Source organism: Caballeronia sp. LZ065 (assembly GCF_031450975.1).
Lineage (GTDB): Bacteria > Pseudomonadota > Gammaproteobacteria > Burkholderiales > Burkholderiaceae > Caballeronia.
Genome location: NZ_JARUXV010000001.1, coordinates 1,076,584 through 1,095,817, shown reverse-complemented (window position 1 = coordinate 1,095,817; position 19,234 = coordinate 1,076,584). Strand labels below are relative to the sequence as shown.

Here is a 19,234-nt window from a genome sequence, read left to right as displayed (position 1 = left end):
CAATGTCTCCCTGATCATGACAAAGCACACCATCCGCTTCCCCTGCCACCTCTCTCGCCGCGCACGGCGCCCGCGCGTCCTTGCCGGACCGCTGCGCCCGGCCCTTGCACATCCGACACCCGGCAGTCTCCGCGCGCGCGGGGGCGCATCGAGCCATCCCGATAAACTACGGATTGCGACGATCCACCCTCACGCCACCCTGATACCTTTCCCGGAGCTCCATCGATGCAAGTTTGGCTGAACGACCTGCAACATCTGCTCGCGCACGGCGATGCCGTCGTGCTCGTGACGGTCGCGCGTGTCGAAGGCTCCGCGCCGCGCGAGCCGGGCACGAAGATGATCGTCACGCGCGAGGATGCGCGCTACACCATCGGCGGCGGTCATCTCGAATGGAAGGCCATCGAGACCGCCCGGCAAGTCCTGAAGGAAGGCATGCGCCGGCCGCACCTGCGCAGGCTCGAACGCTTCGCGCTCGGGCCGAGTCTCGGCCAGTGCTGCGGCGGCGCTGTGGTGCTGGCTTTCGAGCGGCTCGACGTCGCGGACCTGAACTGGGTGACCACGCTCGCGAAGCGTACCGCGCAGGGTCTCTCGACCGTGCGCAGCGTCTCGTTCTCGCCGCAGCCCGACGCCGTCATGCTGTCCGATCCCGAAGCGGCCGACGCCGACGCCGACTGTCTGCTCTGGGACGGCGCCGGTTTCGCGGAAAGCGGGCCGCTGCTGACCGAAACCATCGCGCCGCGCGACTTCCAGGTCGTGCTGTTCGGCGCGGGACACGTGGGCGCGGCGCTCGTGCGCGTGCTCGCGACGCTGCCCTGCCACGTGACCTGGGTCGACGAGCGCGACGCCGCTTTTCCCGCGCCGCAGTTCGTGCCGGACAACGTGACGATCGAGCCGAACGACGCGCCCGACGAAGCCATCGACCGCGCGCCGGCCAACGCCTACTACCTCGTGATGACGCACAACCACACGGTGGACCTCGCGCTGGCGGAGTGCATCCTGCGGCGCGGCGACTTCGCGTTTTTCGGCATGATCGGCTCGTTCACGAAGAAGAAACAATTCGAGCACCGGCTCGTGGCACGCGGCATCGACCCGGCGCGCATTGCGCGGATGGTGTGCCCGATCGGCATCGACGGCATCGTCGACAAGGCGCCCGAGGTGATCGCGGTCGCGGCAGCCGCCCAGCTGCTGCAAGCGGTCGAAGCCAACACGCATGCGCGTGCGTCGTCGCAACAGAGCGTCTGAGCCCGGACACAAAACAAGCCCCAACCCATAACAGCCCATGAATCCCACATTCGCCGACAAGATCGCGCACGCGCCCAAGGCCGAGTTGCATATCCACATCGAAGGCTCGCTCGAACCCGAGTTGATCTTCGCGCTCGCGCAGCGCAACGGCGTGCCGCTCGCGTACGACTCCATCGACGCACTGCGCGCCGCCTACGCGTTCACCGACCTGCAATCGTTCCTCGACATCTATTACGCCGGCGCGAGCGTGCTGCTGCACGAGCAGGACTTCTACGACATGACGGCCGCCTACGTCGAACGCGCGCTGGCCGATCACGTCACGCACACGGAGATCTTCTTCGATCCGCAGACGCACACCGAACGCGGCGTGCCGATCGAAACGGTCGTGGCCGGCATCGAACGCGCCCTCGCCGATGCCGAAAAGCGCGGCCTCACCTCGAAGCTGATCCTGTGTTTCCTGCGCCATCTGTCCGAGGAAGACGCGCTCGCCACGTATGAAAGCGCGCTGCCGCTGTTCGACCGGTACGCGCATCGGCTGATTGGCGTGGGACTCGATTCGTCGGAACGCGGCCATCCGCCGTCGAAGTTCGAACGCGTATTCGCGAAGGCGCGCGAGCGCGGCCTGAAACTCGTCGCGCATGCGGGAGAGGAAGGCCCGCCGTCCTACGTGGTCGAGGCGCTCGATCTGCTGAAGGTGGACCGCGTCGATCACGGCGTGCGCAGCATCGAGGACGCGGCGCTGGTTGCGCGACTCGCCGATGCACGCATTGCGCTGACGGTGTGTCCGCTGTCGAACCTCAAGCTGTGCGTGTTCGAAGACATGACCAAGCACACGCTGAAAGACCTGCTCGATCAGGGCGTCGCCGTGATGATCAATTCCGACGATCCCGCGTACTTCGGCGGCTACGTCAACGCGAACTACTTCGCGATCGTCGATGCGCTGAAGCTCGACGATCACGAGGTCTACACACTGCTGCGCAACAGCCTGGAAGCGTCCTTCGTGACCGACGCAGAGCGCGCCGACATGATCGCGCGCCTGGATGCCTACTGGAAGCAGTGAGCCCATGGACACGACCGCTTCGCCCCACCAGGACATGACCGCCGTCGAACGCTTCTTCGGCGTGCGCGCGGCGGGTTCGCGCGTGAAGACGGAAGTCGTCGCGGGCATCACGACCTTCCTCACGGCGATGTACATCATCGTCGTCAATCCGGGCATCCTGTCGCAGGCGGGCGTACCGTTTCCGGCGGCGCTCACGGCGACGGTCATTGTCAGCTTCCTCGGCAGCTGCGCGATGGGCCTGTATGCGCGCAATCCGGTGCTCGTCGCGCCCGGCATGGGCATGAACGCGCTGTTCGCCTTCGTCATGGTGCACGGCGGCAAGATGCCGTGGCAAACCGCGCTCGGCTGCGTGTTCTGGTCCGGCGTGATCTTCGCGGTGCTCGCGGCCTTCAACGCGCGCAAGCTCGTCGTCGATGCCATCCCGGCCAATCTGCGGCACGCGGTGTCGTGCGGCATCGGGCTGTTCATCAGCCTGATCGGCCTCGTCAACGCGAAGTTCGTGGTGAGCGATCCGGTCACGGTCGTGCATTCGGCGTCGCTGAATCCGGTCGTGATCACCTTCCTGATCGGGCTCGCGGTCACCACCATCCTCGTCGCGCGCAAGGTCACGGGCGCGCTGATGCTGGGCATTGTGTTCACGACGCTCATCGCGCTGCCGATCGGCCGCTGGTGGGGCGACGGCACCGCCTACTGGCCCGCCGCGATCGCGACGAAAACGCTCGTGAACTGGAACGGCCTGTTCGCCGCGCCGGACTTCTCGGCCATCGGCCAGCTCGACCTGATGGGATCGCTCAAGGTCATCTACTGGCCGTTCATCTTCGTGATGCTGTTTACGTCGTTCTTCGACGCGCTCTCCACTTTCATGGCGATCTCCGAAGCCGGCAAGCTCTACGACCAGGACGGCAATCCACGCCACATCCGCCAGTCGATGATGGTCGATTCCTTCTCGGCGCTCGTGTCCGCGCCGCTCGGCACCAGCCCGGCGAACGCGTATATCGAATCGGCGGCGGGCATTTCGGCGGGCGGGCGCACCGGGCTGGTGGCGGTCGTGGCCGGCCTGTGCTTCCTGCCGTTCCTGTTCCTCTCGCCGCTGCTCTCGCTGATTCCGGCCATCGCCACCGCGCCTGCGCTCGTGCTCGTCGGCGTGTTCATGATGGAGGCGATCACGAAGATCGAATGGCAGCGTTTCGACGAAGCCATTCCCGCCTTCCTCGCGATGATCCTGATCCCGCTGACCTATTCAATCACGGATGGCGTTGCATACGGCTTCCTCGCGTTCGTCGTGCTCAAGACGGCGACGGGCCGCGCGCGGGAAGTCAAGCCGGCGATGTGGATCATCGCGGCCTTTGCCCTGGTTCTGCTTTCGCAGTTGTAGTCCATTCACAGAAACGGAGACGTTGCATCATGACTCAGACCGCCTGGCGCGCCCAGTTGCTGACTTTCCGGGAAGATCCCGCGCATGCCGCCGACGGCGCGGTGTACGAGGCCGACGGCCTGTTGATCGTCGAGGACGGCCGTGTGGTCGCGGCGGGCGCGTATGCGTCGGTGCGCGGCCAGCTCGCCGCCGATGCGACCGTCCACACGATGCGCGACAAGCTGATCGTGCCGGGTTTCATCGACTCGCACATTCACTATCCGCAGACGGACATGATCGCGTCGCCGGCGCCGGGCCTGTTGCCCTGGCTCAACACCTACACGTTCCCGACCGAACGCGGCTTCGAGAATCCGGCGCTCGCACGCGAGACGGCGAGTTTCTTTCTCGACGAACTGCTCGCCTGCGGCACGACCACGGCGTTCGTCTACTGCACGGTGCACAAGCAATCCGCCGAGGCCTTCTTCACGGAAAGCGAGTCGCGCGACCTGCGCATGGTCGCGGGCAAGGTGCTGATGGACCGCAACTGCCCCGAGTTCCTGCGCGACACCGCGCAATCCGGCTATGACGACAGCGCCGAACTCATCGCGCGCTGGCACGGACGCGGCCGTCAGCAATACGCGCTGACGCCGCGCTTTGCACCGACCTCGACGGAAGCGCAGCTCGAAGCGTGCGGCGCGCTGGCGCAACAGCATCAGGACGTGTTCATCCAGACGCACGTAGCGGAAAACACCGACGAGATCAAGTGGGTCGAGAGCCTGTTCCCGGGGCATCGGAGCTATCTCGACATCTACGATCACTACGGCCTGCTGCGCCGCCGGTCGGTGTACGGCCATTGCATCCATCTCGACGACCGCGACCGCGAACGCATGGCGGAAACCGGCGCGGTGGCGTCGCACTGCCCGACGTCGAACCTGTTCCTCGGCAGCGGCCTGTTCGACTTCGAGAAAGCCGGCGCGGCCAACATGCCGGTGGCGATGGCCACCGACGTGGGCGGCGGCACGTCGTTCTCGATGCTCCAGACCATGGGCGCCGCGCACAAGATCGCGCGCCTGACCGGCCATCATCTGACCGCGACGCGCATGTTCTGGCTCGCGACGACCGGCGCGGCGCAGGCGCTGGAACTCGATGACCGGATCGGCACGCTCGCGCCCGGCAGCGAAGCGGACTTCGTCGTGCTCGATCCGAACGCGACGCCGCTGCTGGCGCGCCGCACGTCGCGCACCGAGTCGCTGGAAGAGTTGCTGTTCGCGTTCGCGCTGCTCGGCGACGACCGCGCGGTCTTCGAGACGCATGCCGCCGGCAAACGCGTGCATACGCGCGACGGGCGCAAGACGGTCATCCTCGACAAGGCGGCGTGAAGCGGCTTATCGAAGGGTCGCGCCCGGCTCGGCGATCCGGGCCGGCCCGAGAACGCTGTTGAGCAATAGATCGCCGTTCGGCAGGAACTCCATCATCGCGTAGGCGCCATTGCCGAACAGGCCGGGGCCGAGGATCGTCGTGTGCACGTCCGCGCCCGTGCCGTCCCAGTCGAGTCCCTTGATGGTCCAGCCCTGATGGTTCGCGGGGTAATACCCGCTCACCAACACGAGCTTCGAGCGCGAACTCATCGCGGGCACCATGTTGTCCGACGAGATATCCGGGCGTGCCCACACGGATGACCATGCGTGCACCTGCGCATCCCACTTGAAACGTTCGACGCCGAGCGGCGAAGGCGGCGCACCCGGCAGGCCGCGAATGAGGTTGTCGACCGCCGGCGTCGTCCCCGTGTCGGACGCGGAGATGTTGTTCACGACGAACGCGCCGTAGCCGTTGACGGTCACGGATTGATCGGTCTGGATATCGCCGGTATAGCCGGAGGGCAAACCGCCGGTCACCGGAATCTGCCCGGCAATGCGATCCGTGAAGCCGGCGGGAATCTGGTCACGCCAGAACGCCACGAGGCCCATGCGCTTCTTGCCGTCGGTGATGACGACCAGATGATCGGGATCGCCACTGCCGAAGCCCATCAAGGTCGGCGTGCTGCCGGAACCGGACCCGAACAGCGTGTAGAACGTATCGCCGGTTGGATACGGCGAACTCCATGCACCGTCCGCCGCACCGTCCGACAAGGCCGTGCCGGTCCAGACGACCTTGCGCATCAACTTGTCGGACACGATGTAGATTCCGTTGTTCTGATCGACTGCCGCCGAGTTGCTGATGCTCTCGTCACTGCCGAAGACCAGCGACGGCACCGCACCCGTGAAGCTCCGGTCCAGGATATGCACCGAGCGCGTTCCCAGCACCACGAGCTTGCCGTCGTAGGTCATCACGATGCCGGTCAGCGCTTCGCCGGCTTGCAGGAAGGTGGTGGTGTCGATCGAGCGCAGGATGTTGATCTGCTTGCCCGCAAGCCCGTCTGACACGCCCAGCGCCAGGATCTGCGTGCCGGTATTGAGGTACAGCACGTTGTTATTGTCGACGACGCTGTAGGCCGACGAGATCCCGCCCGAGCCGCACGACAGTTGCTTGAGAAAGGACTGCGCCAAGGCCACCCTGGCTTGCGGATCGACGGGCTCTTTCAGAAGGCTGGCAAGCAGCGCGTTCAGCCGGGTCACGGTTGCCGGCTGCACGCCCGGCAGCAGGATCCGCGCGACCGCCTTGAAGCCGTGTTGGCGAACGTCGATGTATTCGACACCCGTGGCCGACACGCCCCACATGGTGTCAGCCGACGTGCTCGCGAGTGTCATCAGATTGACGGGGCCGGCCGCAACCTGCGCCACGGAGCCGGGCACTACCGTCTGCGTGCCGCGGCTCACCGGATACGGCAAGGCGTTGGTCTGCGCGGAACCGAGGTGGCTGATGGCGAGCCTCGGCGCAGCGAGAAAGGGATTCGGCGGCGGATTCGCTGCACCCGCCACGCCGGAAGCCATACAGCACAGCAACGATGCAAGCAGCCTTCGTAGTGCGACCATGGTTCGATACATGTCAACCTCTCACGTAAATCGTTGCCGCTGCGACAACCACCGGACGATGCTCGCGTCACGCTGCGTGTGCGTCGGACAAGTGGTCAGAAGCGAGCGGATTTCGGGTAGGGGAAACGCGCGATGAAAAGACAAGCGGCAAGCTGACTACGCACGCTGGCATCGATTCACTTCGCGAAACGCAGAGCACAAGGTAGCCGACTTGCCTTGGCCAGACCGGCGTTCAAACCTAATTTGACGAATCGCGGCATGCATGCGGCGGGCATGCGACGGGCGGCCATCGACGCGCATTCCTGGCATGTCCGCATCATTCGGATGAGTACGATGGCGGAGAACGAACGCACGTTACGCGTTTCGCGTCCTGTCGCCGGGCGGGGTGACATCCATCACCGCACGCGGCTGCAACGTCACCACGCCGTCCGTGGGCGTCACCCTGCCATCCGTTTCACTCTCCAGTCCTGCGAGCACCGGCGCCGTGGCAGGCAACACCCCCTTCTCGCTCGGCCTGAACTGCTCGGCCGGCACGCTGGTCAATCTCACCCTGACCGATGCCACCACGCCGTCCAATACATCGAATGTGCTCACACTGGGAAGCGGAGCGACGGCATCTGGGGTCGGCACGCAGATACCCAACGGCATGACGCCGATCGTGTACGGGGCGGATTCCAGCGCCGCGGGAAACAACAATCAATGGTTCGCCGGCACGGCTAACGGCGGTCCGATGACGCTCCCGTTGAATGTGCGGTACATACGCACCGCGAATCCGATCACGCCGGGAAAAGTCGCCGGATTGGCGACCTTCACCCTGTCATATCAATAACGATGCGCTTCAAGGAAGAGCGACCACGCGCACGCTCTCGACAGTCCAAGCACTTTTATTGCATTCTCGTTAAAGTGCAGCCTGTCACGATCCCGCGCCGCCATGAAGAAGCTCGCCGCCTGCATCACACCGTTTGCGCTGTCGATGGCGCTGGCCTCGTTCAGCGCATTCGCCCACGCGCGTGCCCTCGAAGCGCAGCTCGACTGCAAGTCGACGCCGCACGATTTCATCGCGCCGCTACAGGACGACAATCTGCTGGAAAAGAAGCCGATGCGGGTCGAGGCGAACTCGGTCAACGCGTTCCGCGCCGTGAAGGGCGCGACGCTGACGGCGTATGGTTTCAAGGTCTACGCGTTGGTCGCGTACCAGAAAGACGATCCGCTCTTCAAGCAGGGCAAGGGCGAGCCGATCGGCGATGCGGCTTATGGCGCGGTCGTCTGGGGCGGCGACGAGGAAGTCGCGCAAAAGGTGCGCGAGGCAGGCAGCGACGCAGTGGTGCACCACGTCGCGCCTTTCATCACGGCGATCTTCTGCAAGCAGTGATCGCCGGGAACGCAGCAGATCAGCGCAACAGTTCCACGAAGGACGAGATCAGCCGGTCCATGTCGGCCGTGTCGAGCGCGCCCATGGTCGAGATGCGGAACAGCTCCTTCGACAAGCCGCCCTGCCCCGCATAGATCACGAAGCCCTCGGCCTTGAGCGCGTCGTGCAGCGTTTCATAGGTGACGCCCTGCGGCAGCCGGTACGCCCGCAACACCACAGACGACTCTTCTGGCGCCAGCGCGCTCTCGATGCCGAGCGTCGCAAGCCCCGCGCGCACCTGTTCCGCGAGCGTCGCGTAACGCTGATGCCGCGCACGCCAGCCGCCTTCTTCCTCGAACTCGCGCAGCGCCTCGACCAGCGCGTAGTACGCATGGACCGACGGCGTGAACGGCGTATTGCGCTGATCCTGAAGCTTTGCGAGACGCGCGATGCCGAGGTAATACGTGCGGCTCGCGGCCTGCGCCAGCGCGGTCCGGCGCGCGATGACGAACGCCGCGCCCGGCACGCCGTGCAGGCACTTGTTGGCCGTCGCAGCGATCGCGGCGATGCCGCCGCCGTCGAAATCGATCGCCTCGGCGCCGAAGCTGCTCACCGCATCCAGCAGCAGGCCGACGCCACGCTCGGCGCATGCGCGCGACAACTGATCGAGCGCATTGAGACGCCCGGTCGTGGTCTCGTGATGGATGATGGCGAGGTTCGTGAAGGTCTTGCTGTCGAGCAGGCGGATGATCGCGTCGATATCCGGCGCCTGCATCCACTCGTACTTCACGACTTCATGCTCGATGCCGTATTGCTGCGCGATCTGCGCGATGCGCTCGCCGTAGACGCCGTTCTCCACGATCAGCAAACGCCCGCCTTCCGGCACCAGCCCCGCGATCATGCTTTCGACAGCCGCGGTCCCCGAGCCCGTCATCAGCACGGCGCTCCAGACGGCCGGATCCAGCTCGTAGGCGGCGACGAGACGGCGGCGCGCCTCATCCTGCAGATCGAAGAATTCCGGCTCGCGATGGCACAGGTCGGTTTGCAGCAGGCTCTTGCGCACGCGTTCGCTCAGCGTGACAGGACCCGGATTCAGCAAAAGCATCAACGGCCTCCAATATGGTGTTGCAAACGGGCGCGCACGTCCTCGGGCGTGACCTTCGGACGCGGCAGGTCGGCGGGCGTACCGGTGATGATCGACAAGCGCGCGAAGCGGGCGCCGTCCACATGCTGCGCGTCGAACAGGCGGTCGATCACGCCGATATCGTCGCCGTCGAGCGCGAGCGCATAGCCGCATGCCGCCGCGATCGACGCGAAATCGACGCCGCGTGACACGGTAGCCTGGCCGCCGGTCGATTCGTGCGCGCCGTTGTCGAGCAGCAGATGCACGAGGTTTTTCGGCCCGTAGGCGCCGAGCGTTGCGAAGACACCCATGCGCATCAGCGCGGCGCCGTCGCCGTCGACGGCCACCACGGTCAGATCCGGCCGCGACAGCGCGAGACCGAGCGCCATCGGCGTGACGCAGCCCATCGAGCCGACCAGATACAGCTGGTTCGCGCGATCGTCGATGGCATAGAGTTCGCGGCCGCAGAAGCCGGTCGAGGCCAGCACGACGGTCGAGTCCTGCGGCGTGCGCGCGATCACCCGTTGCAGCGCCGCGTGGCGCGTGACGCGTTCGCCCGCAAAGCGCGCGACTTGCGCCGGCGCGTCATGGGCGCGCAGGCCCGAGAGGCCGCTCGTCTTCAGCTCGTAGGGCGCGACGCTGCCCTTCTGCATCACGAGCGCATAGGGACGGCCGGTGCGGTCCATGGTCTCGGTCGCGCGGTCGAGCGCCGGGCCGATCTGCTCCGCTTCCGTCGGGAACAGTTCCCATGGAATCTCCATGGTGTCGAGCATCTGCGGCGTGATCGGGCCCATCAGCGCGTGCTGCGGCTCATCATGCACGCCCGGCTGGCCGCGCCACGTGACGATCAGCAATTGCGGCAGACGGAAGGTCCAGGTGAGCGACGTGAGCGGGCTCACGGCATTACCGAGACCGGAGTTCTGCATCATCGCGATGCCGCGGCGCTTCGTCTCACCGGAGCCGCCGCCGAGCGCGACGCCCGCGATCAGCGCGACCGCATCGCCTTCGTTCGCCGCCGACACGTAATGCAGCGACTCATCCTGCAACACGTAGTTGATGAAGGGCGTGAGATACGAACACGGCACGCCTGCGTACCAGTCGAAGCCGCGTGCGCGCGCAGCCTCGACGAACTGGGCGGCCTCAATCACGCGAGCGCTCCGTGCTGTCCAGACCGTCCGTGCCGATCGGCGTCTGGCCGTGCGCGAAATCGCCTGCGCGGCGGAAATCGTCGAGATCGTTCACGCCGCGCCAGTGGCCATGCACGTATTGCACTTCGATCTTCTGGCCCGCCGCCAGCAGCGCGTTGAGCAGCGCGGCCATGTCGAGGCTGTCGAAGTCCGGGCGCTGCTGCAATTCGCCGAGCGCGGTGAGCAGGCGCTCTCGTGCGCCCGCGCGCACATTGATGAGACCCATCCAGCGGCCTTGCGGCGCGCGACCCGGCTGCGCGTTCTGTCCCGCGCCGACCACGCTTTCGAGCCACACTTTCTGGCCGAACAGCGCGCGGTCGTCGCCGGTCGAGCAATACACGAAGTCAGTGGCGGGTTCGCCTGCCTGCGGCGCCTGCGACGAATCGACGACCACGCAGAAGTCGCTGTCCGACTCCACCAGATCGCGCAGGATATAGCTGCGGAACAACAGGTCGCCGTAGGAGATGACTGTGTCGCCATTCAGATGCCCGGCGGCGCACGCCAGCGACGCGAGTTCGCCCGTCGACGCATGCCGCTCGTTGACGACCAGACGCACCCCGCCCTTCTCGATGGCATCGGCGCGATAACCGCCCACCACGGTGATGTCGTTGATGCGCTCCTTCTTGAACGCTTCGACCAGATGGCGCAGCAGCGGCTTGCCCGCCACCGGCAGCATTACCTTCGGACGTTCTTCGGTGAGCGCTTCGAGGCCCGCGCCGCGGCTCGCGGCCAGCACCACCGCGCTGCGCTTCTCATTGGCCGCGCTCAGATAGATGTTCTCAGCGGCCGAATATTCATCCGCGTCCTGCAAACGGAAAATCTCGTTGACCGCCGCGATACGGTCTTCCACGTTGACGAGCGTCTCGCAGTCGTGGATTTCCTTCGCGATCGCCTGCATCGCCGAAACCGCGCCGCGAATCAAGTGGTTCGCCCAGATCACGCAGCTGATGCCGGCCTGGCGGAACGCGTCGGTCGGCGTGCTGTAGTACTTCGTCGGCACGATGACGAGCGGGCCGCGCCCCGCCCACTCGCGCGCGAACGTGAGGATTTCGTCCGGCTTCGAGAGCTTGCTGTGGATCAGGATCGCGTCCGCGCCCGCCCGGCGATACGCCTCGGCGCGCTTCAGCGCTTCTTCCATGCCCCAGCCCGCGATCAGCGCTTCCACACGCGCGACGATCGAGAAGTTCGGATCGCTCTGCGAATCCTTGCCGGCCTTGATCTTGCCGCAGAATTCATCGATGTCGGCGAGCGGCTGCGCTTCGCCATTGATGAAGCTGTTGGTCTTCGGAAACTGCTTGTCCTCGATGCACACGCCCGCGATGCCGCGCTGCTCCAGCTTCTTCACCAGGCGTCGCACGTTGTTGAAGTTGCCGTAGCCGGTATCTCCGTCGAGCAGGATGGGCAGGTCGCTGGCGTCCGCCATGAACTCGAGGTTGTCGACCACCTGGGTCCAGCTCGCTTCGTTGTTGTCGCGCACGCCGAATTGCGCGGAGATCGACAGGCCCGAGCCCCAGATCGCCTTGAAACCGGCTTCCTTCGCGATGCGCGCCGAAATGCCGTTGTGGGCTTCCATCAGGAATTCGAGGCGGTTGCTTTGCAGCATCTCGCGCAGGCGCAGCGTGCGCGAATAGCCGACGGGAATTTGGGTAGGTGCGTTCATTGTTGGGAGGCTCCGGCAAACTGATGCAGCGCATTGAGTTGCGGCAGGACTTCGTCAGCCGCGCGCTTCACGTCGTTCTGAAAATCGATTTCGATCCACGGTGCGCCGGTCACATCGGCGATGTCGAACACGTGGGACTTTTCCAGCAGCAGATCGCGCACCGCTTCCTCGTGCGGCAGCTTCGCGCGGCCCGTGGCGACATAATCGGCGCAAATGTCGGCGAGGCGCGTGGCCGTCGCTTGGTCGAAGCGGAAGAAGCCGACCGATTCGCCGATCGTGTCGTACTGCAAGCCGGCCGCCACCTGCTTGCGCAGTTCCACCGGCACGCCGTTTTCGACACACAGCTTCACCGGCTCGTCGCCGGCTTCGAAGTCGCGGTCGATCAGCAGGCGGTTCACGCTCGCGCCCGCCACCAGCGGCGCGAAAATGCGCTCGTCGTAGAGCACGTCGGCGTCCATCAGGAGCACGTCGCCGCCGCGCGTCATGGCTTCGCGCGCGGTATGCACGGACAGCACGCTGCCGAGCGTGAATTCATCGTTGACGACGACTTCGCTCGCCGGCTTCCAGTCGATCGAAGCGAGTTCCGCCTCGATCTGCTCGCTCTTGAAGCCGGTCACGAAGACCACTTCAGTCACGCCGGCGGCTTTCAGGTAATGCAGATGGCGTTCGAGCAGCGAGGCATCGCCGAAACGCAGCAAGCACTTGGGCTTCTGCTGGCCTTCGGGTTGCACGAGACGCAGACCCATCCCGGCCGCAAGAATAATTGCGCGCATGGTTGTTGTTCCCTTCGAGGGTGTTCAGTCGATATCCGGCACGCGCGCGAGTCGGCGGCGCTGCCAGCCTTTTTCAACGAAATGCAAGTAGACGATGCCCGGCACGCCGAGCAGCAACTCCCGCGCGCGCTTGACGAGCGACAACGCGAGCGCCGCCTCGGGCGGCAGGCCGACCAGGCGCGCGAGCAGCAAATAGCCGCCCTCCTGCACGCCGAGCGAGCCGGGAATGGCGAAGGCCGCGCCGCGGATCGCCTGGCCGAGACTTTCGAGCATCAGCGCTTCGGACCAGCCGACCGGATGGCCGAGCAGATGCAGTGCAAACCACACTTCGCCCGTGCCCACGAACCAGCCGAGCAGGCTCAGCCCGAAGCTCGACGCGACCTTGCGGCGCTCGCGATAGAGCTCGTGCACGGCGGCATCGACGGCTTCGGCGCGCGTGACGAGCGACGACCAGTCGCGCTTGGCGGAGAACTTCGCGGCGATGCCGGAAGCGAAGCGCATCGCGCGGCCGAACAGCCCGCGCCGCTGCGCCAGATAGAAGCCGAGGATCATCAGGCCGATCACGCCGATCACCGCGAGCACGGCAATCGTCACGCTCGACGACGATCCGCCCGTCGCGTAGCCAGTCAGCAGCACGACGCCGACCAGCGCGAACAGCAGTTGCGCGACCGTCTGCATGGTCGTGCTGACGGTGATGACGGCGGCGGCATCGCGCGCGCGCATGCCGCGTTGCGCGAGGTATCGGACCATCAGCATCGGGCCGCCGATCTGACCTGCCGGCATCAGGCTGTTGACCGATTCGCCGGCCCAGCGCGCCAGCAGCGCTTCGCGCAACGCCACGCTGCGCTCGTGCGCCGGGAACAGCACGCTGATGGCAACGGCGTCGATGAACAGCGGGACGAAGTGGAACGCGGCCACCGCGACCAGGCCCCAACCGGCCGCGGCGAGTGTCGCCGCGACGGAACCGAAGCCTTGCCAGCCGAGCAGCGCGATGAACAACACCACGCCGGCCGACAGCAGAAAGGTACCGGCGCGACTCATGCCGGCCCGTTCTTGCCGCTCTTGCGGCGAAAGACCTGCCGGAAACCGAAGTACGCGATCGAATCCTTCATGTTCGAGATGAAGCGCTGGAACGGCCGCATCGACGGATTCGTCACGTATTCGAAGGTCAGCGACACGCGCATCTGGTTCTCGCCAAGCGGCGTGACGCGGTGGCGCAGCTTGTCGCCGTCGAAGAACACGAACGCGCCCGGCGGATAGCGCACCGCGCCCGGCTGGTCCGGCACGCCGGGCGTCTTCGTGTGCAGTTCGTATTCGAGCGCGCAGGTGGAGTCGTCGATCACGCCGAGCAGCAAGGTGTAGCGCCGGCCTTCGTAATACGACGTGTCGTAATGCCAGCCGATGTGATCGCCCGGGCGCGTGTAGAAATACAGCGCGTAGGCGTGGGCGTCGTCGGGCGGGGAAACTTGCAGCTTGTCGCCGGTGATCGACTCCAGCCACCCGATCAGCGCTTCCGAGCGGTACAGCTCCGCGATGAACGGCGCAAGCTGGTCGAGCGTATGGCGGCTCACGCTGCCGCCCGCCTTGTGTCCCGGCAGATAATTACGGTTCACGGCCGGCGTCACGGCATGCACGGCGGCAATCAGGCGCTCGGTGAAATCAGCCGGCAGGAAGTCTTCGATGTACAGAAACGAACCTTGCTGGCCATACTCGTCGCGCAATGCGGGCGTGGGCAGCGCGGCGAGGCGCGTCTTCATTGTTGCGTCGATGTCCCGGCGCGACACCGTCGCTGCCGCGGCGGGCTGCGCCGCCGTGTTGTCGGGAAAAGCCGTTGCGCTCATCTCACCGCCTGGAAGTCTTTGCCGTCCTTGGCGGGCGATGCCTGCGCGCGCCGCTGTTTCGCGGCGACGCGCTGATAATCCACGGCCACATACACGGCAAACAGCGGCGCGCCGATGGCCGCGGCCATCAGGAAAGGCGTCATGCCGTTCAGAAGAGTGACGACAGGCAGCAGATAAAGCACGTCTTCGGTCTCGAAGCCGGCCATCGAGGCCTGTTTCGTACCGGACTTGCCGACCATCGACTCGATGCGCATGCGCAGATAGAAGATCAGCGCCACCGCGACGCCCGCGAGGCCGCCGAGCCACTGGGCCGGCACGAGCAAGGACGGATGATGCACGGCCACATAGAAGCCGATGCCGAGAAACAGCAACACCGTGACGAGCGCGTCGCACGCGAGGTCGTACAGGTGGCCGATCTTGCTCGACTGTCCGCTGATGCGGGCCAGTTCGCCGTCGGTGTGATCGACGAGATTCGACAGCGCGATCAGCGCGGCGCCGAGCGAACACAGCCAGAACTCGCCGAGCGAAAGATACCAGGCGCCGGCCAGACCGATCGCGAGGCGCAGCGTGGTCAGATGGTTGGGTGTGACAGGTGTGCCGACGAGCGGCGTGACGAGGCGTCGGGCAAGCCGTGCGTCCCAGGTGGCGGGCTCAGGAACGGCTTTGGGATGGGGCGGACACGATTTTGTCATCCCGGGAATATATCGCTAATTCGCCGAACCTGCATATATTGCGGGCCTTCGTTTCAGCGATAACTCCCTGTTTAGTCAGGGCCGGCGGGCGATTTTGAAAGTTCGACTTTCACTTTCGATAACGCCGTGAATTGTTCCATACGGCAAATATTTCCGATGCCGAACAAGCAGCCAGGCGGCTTGTTCGGCTACGCGATCATTCAACTGTCTTCTGTGCCGGCGCGGGAGCGGGCGGCGGGACTGTGCGCTCGTTCGAACTCGCCGAAGACGCCGTCTCGTTCGACATCACGCCGTCCTTGCCAACCGGCAGCGTGACGGTACGCACGGTGCCGTTGCCGAGCGGGAAGTCGGCGAGCGCGCTGCGGACGAGATAAGGCATGGCCTGGTAGAGCGAGGCGTCGCCCGTCGAATTGACGGCCGTGACCTTGTAGGCTTCGCGGCCGGTCTGACGGTCGGTCATGCGGATCTGCAGCGCGTGGATGTACACCGGATAGGTCTGGTCGACGTAGGCTGTCGGACCCCACGGGCCATAGCCGCCCCAGCCCCCTCCCCAGCCGCCCCACGGGCCACCCCATGGACCGCCCCACGGCCCGCCGTACATCCACGGATCGTAATAGACCGGCTGGCGCACGGTCATCGTGTCACCGCGGACCGAATAGCTGATCGCCACTTGATAGTTCGCGCTCGCGTCGGGCACCTGGCGGAAGTTGTACTTGGAAAGCTCATTCGCGACGAGCGTCTCGTACGTCGTCTGTTCGATGCTGTTGCGCTGCTCGTCCTTGCGGGCGAATGCGTAGGTGAGGGTCGTGTCGTTGCCGCTCCAGTCGGAGAAGGCGGTCACCTGGGTCTGCACGTAGGTCGTGCAGCCCGCGAGCCAGGTCGCCGCGAGTAACAGCGTCCATCTGAAAAACGCCTTCATGGTCCCGTTCATGGTCATCCTCACTTCGTTCCAACGCCCGTTCCGGTTTATGACCAGCCTCCGGGGCAGCCCGGAAGCCTCCTTGTTTTGTGGGGGTTGCGACGCGTCATGCCGCCCGGTTCACGATCGTCGAGCGGCTTGTACAATGATTCGACCAGGCGCGCACGCGTTCGTGCGTTCTGCGTTCGCATGCGGGACGCCGGCGCCGCCGTTCAATCCAAACTTGAAGACCCTGCCATGTCTACCACGACCGCTTCCGCAGTGATCCGCCGCGAGGACTATACGCCACCCGCCTTCCTGATCGAGTCTGTCGCGCTCGAGTTCGATCTCGTGCCGTCGCGCACCGTGGTCAGGAACACAATGAAGCTGCGGCGCAATCCCGACGCTGCCGCCGCCGGGCCTGCCGCGCGGCTCGAACTCATGGGCGAGCAACTGGAATTCGTCAGCGCGACGGTCAACGGTGGGCCGCACGCGGATGCCCGGGTTCACGAGGCGGGACTGTCGCTTGGCGGCCTGCCGTCCGATGCCTTCGAGCTTAGCATCGAGAGCATCTGCAATCCGGCTGAGAACACGACGCTCTCCGGACTTTATGTCTCCAGCGGCAACTTCTTCACGCAGTGCGAAGCCGAAGGCTTTCGCCGCATTACCTACTTCCTCGACCGTCCGGACGTGATGGCCACCTACACCGTCACGCTACGCGCCGACAAGACCGCGTATCCGGTGTTGCTGTCGAACGGCAATCTGATCGCCGAGGGCGATCTGCCGGACGGCCGCCATTTCGCGCAGTGGGAAGATCCGTTCAAGAAACCAAGCTACCTGTTCGCGCTGGTGGCCGGCAAGCTGGTGTGCATCGAGGAGCGCATCCAGTCGGGCTCCGGGAAGGAGAAGCTGTTGCAGGTCTGGGTCGAGCCGCAGGACCTCGACAAGACCCGTCACGCAATGGACTCGCTGATCCACTCGATCCGCTGGGACGAAAAGCGTTTCGGACTGGAACTGGATCTGGACCGCTTCATGATCGTCGCGGTGAGCGACTTCAACATGGGCGCGATGGAGAACAAAGGCCTCAACATCTTCAACACGAAGTACGTGCTGGCCAATCCGGAAACCGCCACCGACACCGATTTCTCGAACATCGAGGCCGTGGTCGGCCATGAATACTTCCACAACTGGACGGGCAACCGCGTGACCTGCCGCGACTGGTTCCAGTTGAGCCTGAAGGAAGGCCTGACCGTGTTCCGCGACCAGGAATTCTCCGCCGACATGGCCGCCGGCGACGCCGACGGCGCGGCCAGCGCCGCGGCGCGCGCGACCAAGCGCATCGAGGACGTGCGCGTGCTGCGCCAGATGCAGTTCGCCGAGGACGCGGGCCCGATGGCCCACCCGGTGCGTCCGGAGAGCTACGTCGAGATCAACAACTTCTACACGATGACGGTCTACGAGAAAGGCTCGGAAGTCGTGCGGATGTACCAGACGCTGTTCGGGCGCGACGGCTTCCGCCGCGGCATGGACCTGTATTTCAAGCGTTTCGACGGCCAGGCCGTGACCTGCGACGACTTCCGTCAGGCGTTGGCCGACGCGAACCATCGCGATCTCGCCCAGTTCGAACGCTGGTACAGCCAGGCGGGCACGCCGCGCGTCTCCGTGCGCGCGCAGTACGACGCCGCCGGCAAGCGCTATACGCTGTCGCTGACACAGGGCTACGGCGACGCGTCCGAAGCCGCGCGCGAAACCCAGAAGGGCCCGCTGCTGATTCCGTTCTCGGTGGGCCTGATCGGCCGCAATGGCGCCGATCTGCCGCTTCGTCTCGAGGGTGAGAAGGAGCCGAACGGCACGACGCGCGTGCTCGAATTCACCCAGCGCGAACAATCCTTTACGTTTGTCGATGTGAACGAGGCGCCGCTGCCTTCGCTGCTGCGCAATTTCTCGGCGCCGGTGATCGTCGAATACGACTATACGAACGAGGAACTCGCCTTCCTGCTCGCGCATGACAGCGACCCGTTCAATCGTTGGGAAGCCGGCCAGCGGCTCGCGACCCGCGAACTGCTGGCGCTCGCCGGGCGCGCGGCGCAGGGCGAGGCGCTGGCCATCGACGATGCGGTGATCGCGGCGTTCGCCCAACTGCTCGACGACACGACCCTCACGCCGGCCTTCCGCGAACTCGCGCTGATGCTGCCTTCGGAAAGCTATCTGGCCGAACAGATGACGGTGTCCGACCCGGCCGCCGTACACGCGGCGCGTGTTTTCATGAGCCGTCGGCTGGCAGCGCAGCTGCGCGACAAATGGCTCGCGACCTATGACGCGAACCGCACGCCCGGCGAGTATCGTCCGCTGCCGGAAGACGCGGGCAAGCGCGGCCTGAGGAACCTCGCCCTTGCCTACCTGAGCCAGCTCGACGATCCCGCCGACGCCGTCCGCCTCGCGCAGGCGCAGTACGACAGCGCCAACAACATGACCGACCGCTCCGCCGCGCTCGCTGCCCTGCTGCTCGCGAGCGCGACGCCCGGCGCGGACGCAACCGTCGCCGACGCCGCGCTGGCCGACTTCTATCGCCGCTTCGAAAAGGAAGCGCTCGTCATCGACAAGTGGTTCGCGCTTCAGGCGACGCAGCGCGGCGGGCCGGATCGGAAGGTAATCGAGATCGTGCGCAAGCTGATGCAGCACCAGGCGTTCACGCTCAAGAACCCGAACCGCGCGCGTTCGCTGATCTTCAGCTTCTGCAGCGGCAATCCGGCGCAGTTCCATGCCCCCGATGGCTCTGGCTACGCGTTCTGGGCCGAACAGGTGATCGCCCTCGACGCACTCAATCCGCAGGTCGCCGCGCGTCTGGCGCGCGGGCTGGAGTTGTGGCGCCGCTTCACGCCGCAATTGCGCGAGAAGATGCATGCCGCGCTGAGCGAGGTGGCGGCGCAGGCGAAATCGCGCGATGTGCGCGAGGTCGTGGAGAAGGCGCTCGCCGCTTGAGCGCTGTTTACTCTGGGTTTTTCTGCCGCTGAGTGATGGACGGTAACCGGCTGGAGGCCGCCGTGCGCAGCGTGGCGCGCGGCGGCCTTGCTCGTCTGG

16 protein-coding genes are annotated in these 19,234 nt (G+C 65.5%); 7 read left to right on the top strand and 9 right to left on the bottom strand.

The annotated features are described in order from the left end of the window. Positions 1–225 precede the first annotated feature (225 nt). From xdhC to guaD, 4 genes are read left to right on the top strand one after another with little or no spacing between them, the layout of a single operon-like run. A complete protein-coding gene (gene xdhC, locus QCE63_RS05145; protein ID WP_309831161.1) occupies positions 226–1,242 on the top strand; it encodes a xanthine dehydrogenase accessory protein XdhC in 1,017 nt (338 codons plus the stop codon). Between the two features lie 37 nt (positions 1,243–1,279). After that, positions 1,280–2,302 carry an adenosine deaminase gene (locus tag QCE63_RS05140; RefSeq protein ID WP_309831159.1) on the top strand — a complete coding sequence of 341 codons (1,023 nt, stop codon included), beginning with the start codon at positions 1,280–1,282 and terminating at the stop codon, positions 2,300–2,302. A gap of 4 nt (positions 2,303–2,306) precedes the next feature. Beyond that, complete coding sequence (locus QCE63_RS05135; protein WP_309831157.1) at positions 2,307–3,677, top strand: NCS2 family permease; 1,371 nt, start codon at positions 2,307–2,309, stop codon at positions 3,675–3,677. A 29-nt stretch (positions 3,678–3,706) separates the two neighbouring features. Next, on the top strand, positions 3,707–5,035 hold the full coding sequence (guaD, locus tag QCE63_RS05130; RefSeq protein ID WP_309831155.1) for a guanine deaminase: 1,329 nt from the start codon (positions 3,707–3,709) through the stop codon (positions 5,033–5,035). Positions 5,036–5,041: 6 nt separating this feature from the next. Here the strand turns inward: guaD and QCE63_RS05125 are convergent, their stop codons facing one another. After that, positions 5,042–6,640 carry a hypothetical protein gene (locus QCE63_RS05125; RefSeq protein WP_309831153.1) on the bottom strand — a complete coding sequence of 533 codons (1,599 nt, stop codon included), beginning with the start codon at positions 6,638–6,640 and terminating at the stop codon, positions 5,042–5,044. Between the two features lie 373 nt (positions 6,641–7,013). Between QCE63_RS05125 and QCE63_RS05120 the strand changes: the two genes are divergently transcribed. Together QCE63_RS05120 and QCE63_RS05115 are read left to right on the top strand one after the other, a co-directional pair. After that, entirely contained in the window at positions 7,014–7,457 is a 444-nt protein-coding gene (locus QCE63_RS05120) for a fimbrial protein (RefSeq protein ID WP_309831151.1), read from the top strand. A gap of 102 nt (positions 7,458–7,559) precedes the next feature. Then, complete coding sequence (locus QCE63_RS05115) at positions 7,560–8,000, top strand: hypothetical protein (RefSeq protein WP_309831149.1); 441 nt, start codon at positions 7,560–7,562, stop codon at positions 7,998–8,000. Between the two features lie 19 nt (positions 8,001–8,019). Here the strand turns inward: QCE63_RS05115 and QCE63_RS05110 are convergent, their stop codons facing one another. From QCE63_RS05110 to QCE63_RS05075, 8 genes are all read right to left on the bottom strand, one after another. Beyond that, positions 8,020–9,084 (bottom strand): 2-aminoethylphosphonate aminotransferase, encoded by a 1,065-nt coding sequence (locus QCE63_RS05110; protein WP_309831147.1) that lies wholly within the window; start codon positions 9,082–9,084, stop codon positions 8,020–8,022. Beyond that, entirely contained in the window at positions 9,084–10,250 is a 1,167-nt protein-coding gene (aepY, locus tag QCE63_RS05105; RefSeq protein ID WP_309831146.1) for a phosphonopyruvate decarboxylase, read from the bottom strand. The genes QCE63_RS05110 and aepY overlap by 1 nt, the downstream gene beginning before the upstream one ends. Further along, the gene (aepX, locus tag QCE63_RS05100) at positions 10,243–11,949 is read right to left on the bottom strand and encodes a phosphoenolpyruvate mutase (RefSeq protein ID WP_309831144.1); all 1,707 of its coding nucleotides are present in this window, start codon (positions 11,947–11,949) and stop codon (positions 10,243–10,245) included. The genes aepY and aepX overlap by 8 nt, the downstream gene beginning before the upstream one ends. Beyond that, positions 11,946–12,722 (bottom strand): phosphocholine cytidylyltransferase family protein, encoded by a 777-nt coding sequence (locus tag QCE63_RS05095; RefSeq protein WP_309831142.1) that lies wholly within the window; start codon positions 12,720–12,722, stop codon positions 11,946–11,948. The genes aepX and QCE63_RS05095 overlap by 4 nt, the downstream gene beginning before the upstream one ends. 24 nt (positions 12,723–12,746) lie before the next feature. Then, positions 12,747–13,763, bottom strand: a complete 1,017-nt coding sequence (locus QCE63_RS05090; protein ID WP_309831139.1) for a flippase-like domain-containing protein — start codon at positions 13,761–13,763, stop codon at positions 12,747–12,749. Beyond that, positions 13,760–14,563 (bottom strand): 2OG-Fe(II) oxygenase, encoded by an 804-nt coding sequence (locus tag QCE63_RS05085; RefSeq protein ID WP_309831136.1) that lies wholly within the window; start codon positions 14,561–14,563, stop codon positions 13,760–13,762. Before QCE63_RS05085 ends, QCE63_RS05090 begins: the two co-directional genes overlap by 4 nt. Continuing rightward, positions 14,560–15,255: a CDP-alcohol phosphatidyltransferase family protein gene (locus QCE63_RS05080; protein WP_309831134.1), complete on the bottom strand. Its 696-nt coding sequence runs from the start codon at positions 15,253–15,255 to the stop codon at positions 14,560–14,562. Before QCE63_RS05080 ends, QCE63_RS05085 begins: the two co-directional genes overlap by 4 nt. Positions 15,256–15,451: 196 nt before the next feature. Further along, positions 15,452–16,186, bottom strand: a complete 735-nt coding sequence (locus QCE63_RS05075) for a DUF4136 domain-containing protein (RefSeq protein ID WP_309831132.1) — start codon at positions 16,184–16,186, stop codon at positions 15,452–15,454. A 225-nt stretch (positions 16,187–16,411) separates the two neighbouring features. Between QCE63_RS05075 and pepN the strand changes: the two genes are divergently transcribed. Beyond that, positions 16,412–19,135: an aminopeptidase N gene (gene pepN / locus QCE63_RS05070; RefSeq protein ID WP_309831130.1), complete on the top strand. Its 2,724-nt coding sequence runs from the start codon at positions 16,412–16,414 to the stop codon at positions 19,133–19,135. Positions 19,136–19,234 lie beyond the last annotated feature (99 nt).

Excerpts from the sequence above, each read along its gene's own strand:
- guaD (WP_309831155.1), top strand. The coding sequence starts at position 3,707 with ATGACTCAGACCGCCTGGCGCGCCCAGTTGCTGACTTTCCGGGAAGAT.
- QCE63_RS05080 (WP_309831134.1), bottom strand. The coding sequence starts at position 15,255 with ATGACAAAATCGTGTCCGCCCCATCCCAAAGCCGTTCCTGAGCCCGCC.
- QCE63_RS05095 (WP_309831142.1), bottom strand. The coding sequence starts at position 12,722 with ATGCGCGCAATTATTCTTGCGGCCGGGATGGGTCTGCGTCTCGTGCAA.
- QCE63_RS05115 (WP_309831149.1), top strand. The coding sequence starts at position 7,560 with ATGAAGAAGCTCGCCGCCTGCATCACACCGTTTGCGCTGTCGATGGCG.
- QCE63_RS05110 (WP_309831147.1), bottom strand. The coding sequence starts at position 9,084 with ATGCTTTTGCTGAATCCGGGTCCTGTCACGCTGAGCGAACGCGTGCGC.
- QCE63_RS05090 (WP_309831139.1), bottom strand. The coding sequence starts at position 13,763 with ATGAGTCGCGCCGGTACCTTTCTGCTGTCGGCCGGCGTGGTGTTGTTC.
- aepX (WP_309831144.1), bottom strand. The coding sequence starts at position 11,949 with ATGAACGCACCTACCCAAATTCCCGTCGGCTATTCGCGCACGCTGCGC.
- QCE63_RS05140 (WP_309831159.1), top strand. The coding sequence starts at position 1,280 with ATGAATCCCACATTCGCCGACAAGATCGCGCACGCGCCCAAGGCCGAG.
- QCE63_RS05135 (WP_309831157.1), top strand. The coding sequence starts at position 2,307 with ATGGACACGACCGCTTCGCCCCACCAGGACATGACCGCCGTCGAACGC.
- xdhC (WP_309831161.1), top strand. The coding sequence starts at position 226 with ATGCAAGTTTGGCTGAACGACCTGCAACATCTGCTCGCGCACGGCGAT.
- QCE63_RS05075 (WP_309831132.1), bottom strand. The coding sequence starts at position 16,186 with ATGAACGGGACCATGAAGGCGTTTTTCAGATGGACGCTGTTACTCGCG.
- QCE63_RS05085 (WP_309831136.1), bottom strand. The coding sequence starts at position 14,563 with ATGAGCGCAACGGCTTTTCCCGACAACACGGCGGCGCAGCCCGCCGCG.
- pepN (WP_309831130.1), top strand. The coding sequence starts at position 16,412 with ATGTCTACCACGACCGCTTCCGCAGTGATCCGCCGCGAGGACTATACG.
- QCE63_RS05125 (WP_309831153.1), bottom strand. The coding sequence starts at position 6,640 with ATGTATCGAACCATGGTCGCACTACGAAGGCTGCTTGCATCGTTGCTG.